The organism is Micromonospora endophytica (genome assembly GCF_003236305.1).
GTDB lineage: Bacteria > Actinomycetota > Actinomycetes > Mycobacteriales > Micromonosporaceae > Micromonospora > Micromonospora endophytica.
The window spans coordinates 1-4,670 of sequence record NZ_POTX01000343.1 but is presented as its reverse complement, the minus strand read 5'-3'; the positions used below and the strand labels follow the sequence as shown (position 1 = coordinate 4,670).

Genomic DNA, 4,670 nt, shown 5'->3' with positions numbered 1-4,670 from the left:
GATGCGCGGCTACAGCCGCAGTCGTTTCCCGCACTGGCGCAAGACCGGCCAGAACTGCGACGTCCGGGACACGGTGTTGGAACGCGACGGCAAGGACATCAAGCACTCCGGCTGCAACGTGGTGGGGAGTCGGCGGGCGGCGTCCTGGTCGCCGTAGAGGGTCCAGCGCAGGAAGTCGGTGGTGGTGCCGAGCACCTGGGCGAACCCGGGCCGCCCGGGGACGAGGTACTCACCGTGCCCCTGCCCGAGCAGACTCAGGAAGTAGGCCGGGCCGGGCGTACGGCGGTAGGCGGCCCGGCCGACGCTCAGCGGCACCACCGAGTCGGCGGTGCCGTGCACGAAGAGCATGGGCGCGCTCGGTCCGGCGAAGCTGCCGGCCATGCCGCCGCCGGCGATCACGATGCCGGCGCGCAGCCTCGCCGGATGGCCGCTGGTGAACATGCCGGCCGTGGTGATGCCGCCCGCCGAGTGGCCGGCCGCCGCCACGTGCTGCATGTCCAGGTGGCCGGCGAGGTCGTCGCCGGTGCGGCGGTCGAGCCGGATCAGGTGCCTGATCACCCGCCAGCCGTCGGCCGGTTGATTGCGTACGTCGGCCCGGGAGAAGTGGGCCGCGCCACGTCGGGTGTGCGGGTACGCCGGGGCGGCCACCACGAAACCGGCGGCGGCCCACCGGGCGGTCAACCCGGAGTGCAGCTCGGGCAGGCTGGCCAGGCCGTGGCTGTAGAGCACCACCGGGAACCGTCCGCCGGCCACCTGGCTGCCCTGCGCCGGGTACCAGACGGTCACCGGCAGGGGGCGCGACGAGCCGGCGTCGACGACGAACGTCCGGACACCCACCTCGTACGGCAGTTGTGGTGCTGTCCGGTTCGGTGCCACCTGCCCGGCCGGCGCACCGCTCGCCGCGCAGCCGGTCAGCCAGACCATCAGCAGGACCATCGTCGAGGCGGCTAGGGCGGCGCGGCGCATGATCCGCACGGTAACAAGCTGTCGCTTGTTAAGAGGGGGCCCTTCCTATACACGAGGCGTTAACAGGGGGCCCTTCCTATACACGAGGCGTTAACAGGGGGCCCTTCCTTGCATCTGGGCTTGGTGGGCGATTTCTTTTTCCTCGTCGGTGCCGATGACCAGGACCGCCACCTCGGCGCCGTCCGGTGAGATGAGCCGGTCACCGCTGCCCGCGTTGCGGTCCGGGTCGACGGCGATGCCGAGCCGGTCGAGCCCGGCCAGCGCGGCGGCGCGGACCGGGGCGGCGTGCTCGCCGACGCCTGCGGTGAAGGCGATCGCGTCCACCCGGCCCAGCAGGGCGTAGTACGCGCCCACGTACTCGGTGATCCGCCGGCAGTAGACGTCGAAGGCGAGGATCGCCGCCGGGTCGCCGGCCGCCCGCCGGGCCAGCACCTCGCGCATGTCGTTGTCGCCGGTCAGCCCGAGCAGACCGCTGCGGTGGTTGAGCAGGTCGTCGATCTCGTCGACGCCGAGGCCACCCTCCCGACGCAGGTGGAACACGATCGTCGGGTCCAGGTCGCCGCTGCGGGTGCCCATCACCAGCCCCTCCAGCGGGGACATCCCCATCGAGGTGGCGACGCTGCGTCCACCGGCGACCGCGCACGCGCTGGCGCCGTTGCCGAGGTGCAGGCTTATCGTGTTGATCTCGGCGTACGGGCGGTCCAGCAGCTCTGCCGCGCGCCGGGAGACGTACGCGTGCGAGGTGCCGTGGAAGCCGTACCGCCGGATGCCGTACCGCTGCGCGACGTCCCGGTCGATCGCGTACGTGGCGGCGGAGTCGGGCAGCGTGTGGTGGAAGGCGGTGTCGAAGACGGCGACCTGCGGCACGTCCGGCAGCACCTCGCGGGCCACCGCGATGCCGGCGAGGTTCGCCGGGTTGTGCAGCGGCGCGAGCGGCACCAGGTCGGCGATGGCGGCCAGCACCTCGTCGTCCACGAGCGTCGGCGCGGTGAACCGCCGACCGCCGTGCACCACCCGGTGCCCCACCGCGGTCAGCCCGGTCAGGTCCAGTCCGGCCAAAATCTGGCGGACCGCCTCGGCATGGTTGGCGGGACCGCCGCCCGGCTCGCCGACCCGCTCCACGGTGCCCTTGTCGAGCACCCGATCGCCGTCGTAGAGCCGGTACTTCACCGAGGACGAGCCGCAGTTGAGCACGAGTGTCTTGCTCATCGGGACACCTCTTCGGCAGGCGCGTGGAGCGCGGCGGCCTGGATTGCGGTGATCGCCACGGTGTTCACGATGTCCGGCACGGTGGCTCCCCGGGAGAGGTCGTTGACTGGCCGGCGCAGACCCTGCATCACCGGCCCGACGGCCACCGCCCCGGCCGAGCGCTGCACCGCCTTGTAGGTGTTGTTGCCCGTGTTGAGGTCCGGAAAGATGAAGACGGTGGCGCGTCCGGCGACCGGGCTGCCGGGCAGCTTCGTCGCCGCCACGGCCGGGTCGATCGCCGCGTCGTACTGGATCGGTCCCTCCACGGCCAGCTCGGGCCGGCGCTGGCGGACCAGCGCGGTGGCCGCCGCGACCTTCTCCACGTCCGCGCCCGCGCCGGAGCTGCCGGTGGAGTACGACAACATCGCCACCCGGGGTTCGATGCCGAATCGGGCCGCCGTGTCGGCCGAGGAGATCGCGATGTCGGCGAGCTGGGCGGCGTCCGGGTCGCGGTTGACCGCGCAGTCGCCGTAGACCAGCACCCGGTCGGCGAGCAACATGAAGAAGACGCTGGAGGCGACGGAGACCTCCGGCACGGTCTTCACGATCTCGAAGGCGGGGCGGATGGTCGCGGCGGTGGTGTGGGTGGCACCGGAGACCATGCCGTCGGCGTGGCCGGCGGAGACCATCATGGTGCCGAAGTAGTTCGGCTGGGCCACGATGTCGTACGCCAGCTCGACGGTGACGCCGCGGTGGGCGCGCAGCTTCGCGTACGCCTCGGCGAACTCGTCCCGCCACGGGCTGGTCGCCGGGTCGATCACTGTCGCCCCGGCGATGTCGACGCCCAGTTCCCGGGTCCGCCGGGCGATGTCGTCGGGGCGGCCGAGCAGGGTGAGGTCGGCCACCCCCCGGCGCAGCAGGATCTCGGTGGCGCGCAGGATCCGCTCGTCGCTGCCCTCGGGGAGGACCAGGTGGCGACGCTGGGCGCGGGCCCGGTCGATCAGGTCGTACTCGAACATCAGCGGGGTGACCCGGTCGGAGCGACTGACCGCGAGCCGGCGGGCCAGATCGTCGGTGTCCACGTTGGCCTCGAAGGCGCCGAGGGCGGCCTCCACCTTGCGGGCGTTGGCCACGCTGGGGCGTCCCTCGATCCGGCTGGACGCGGCGACCGTGTCGTAGCTGTCGCTTGTCACGCTGAGCACCGCGAGGCCGGTGTTCAGCCCCTCGAAGAGCCGCAGTGCCCGCGGATCTGGCTGCTCACCGAGAGTGAGAACCAGGCCGGCCACCGAGACCTGGCCGGCGACGTGCGCGGCGCTCGCCGCCACCAGCAGGTCGTCCCGGTCGCCGGGAGTGATCACCAGGCAGCCGTCGGTGAGGTGTTCCAGCAGCGTCGGCACGTGCGCCGCGCCGACGACGTAGTCGAGCACGTCGCGGCCGAGGGCCGCGTCGTCACCGGCGAGCAGCGTCGCGCCGAGCGCGGCGGCCACCTCGGCCACCGTCGGCGCGGACACGGTCGGCACCTCCGGGATCGCGTACGCGGGCACCGGCAGGTCAGGCAGGGTCATCGGTTCGGGCACCCGGTTGGCGATCACCGCCAGCACCGTGGCGCCGAGGTCGACGAGATCGTGGTACGCCCCACGGGCCGCCGCCGCGATCGCCTCCGGCGACTGGCCGCGCCCGTCCACGACGGGCACCACCACGCTGCCGAACTCGTTCGCCAGTCGGGCGTTGAAGGCCAGCTCACGTGGGGCGGCACTGTCGCCGGAGTCGGCGAAGTCGCTGCCCACCACCACCACGGCCGGACACTGCCGCTCCACCGTTCGGTAACGTTGCACCAACCGGGAGATCAATTCTTCTCGTCGTCCGTCCGAGACGAGTGCGGTGGCCTCGGCATACGTAGCCCCGCCCAGTTCAGACGGGGTAAGGTCCACGCGGTACCGCTCGCGGAGCAGGGTGAGGATGGGATCGGGTCCGGTCGACGGGACCAGCGGCCGGAACACGCCGATCCGCTCCACCTGCCGGGAGAGCAGCTCGGCGAGGCCGAGCGCGATCGTCGACTTTCCGCCGCCGGTGCCCACGCCGGTGAGGTACACGCTGCGAGCCACGCGGCCAACCTACTAGGTCCGGTTGATCGTCGCTCGGCAACCATCCTGTGGGCCGACGCCGCCCGTTCTCGCATGTCGGACAGGACACTCGGACGAGAAGATGAAAGATATTCACGTCTAGACTTGCGCGGGTGGAGGGACCAACCCAGATCATTCCTGTCGTACCGGAATCACCCCCCGTATTCGTCGATCCGAGTGGTCGCCGACGGCGGTGGTTCCGGCGGGCCGCATACTTCCTCGGCGCGCTCGGGGTGGCGTACACAGCGATGGTCGGCATCAGCTTCGCCGGTGGGCCAGTCCGCCCGGAAACGATCATCCCGTTCGTCGAGCCGTCGGAGAGCTGGGAACCCCCGCCCGCCTTCCCGGCCGCCCCGGCAACACCGTCGCCGTCAGTGACAACCGAGCCGTCAC

3 protein-coding genes and 1 pseudogene are annotated in these 4,670 nt (G+C 71.8%); 1 reads left to right on the top strand and 3 read right to left on the bottom strand.

All coding sequences use genetic code 11. The features are described from left to right. Nucleotides 1-120 precede the first annotated feature (120 nt). From C1I93_RS28550 to pta, 3 genes and pseudogenes are all read right to left on the bottom strand, one after another. A pseudogene (locus tag C1I93_RS28550) lies at nt 121-966 on the bottom strand (alpha/beta hydrolase family protein); the annotation flags it as partial. A 90-nt stretch (nt 967-1,056) separates the two neighbouring features. Further along, the gene (locus tag C1I93_RS28545) at nt 1,057-2,175 is read right to left on the bottom strand and encodes an acetate/propionate family kinase (protein ID WP_111246361.1); all 1,119 of its coding nucleotides are present in this window, start codon (nt 2,173-2,175) and stop codon (nt 1,057-1,059) included. Further along, a complete protein-coding gene (gene pta, locus C1I93_RS28540; protein WP_111246360.1) occupies nt 2,172-4,259 on the bottom strand; it encodes a phosphate acetyltransferase in 2,088 nt (695 codons plus the stop codon). The genes C1I93_RS28545 and pta overlap by 4 nt, the downstream gene beginning before the upstream one ends. A gap of 131 nt (nt 4,260-4,390) precedes the next feature. Here pta and C1I93_RS32115 point away from each other — a divergent pair. Further along, a partial coding sequence (locus C1I93_RS32115; protein ID WP_220039611.1) for a hypothetical protein occupies nt 4,391-4,670 on the top strand: 280 nt, incomplete at its 3' end.

Coding starts and splice junctions, on each gene's coding strand:
- C1I93_RS28545 (WP_111246361.1), bottom strand. CDS start 2,175: ATGAGCAAGACACTCGTGCTCAACTGCGGCTCGTCCTCGGTGAAGTAC.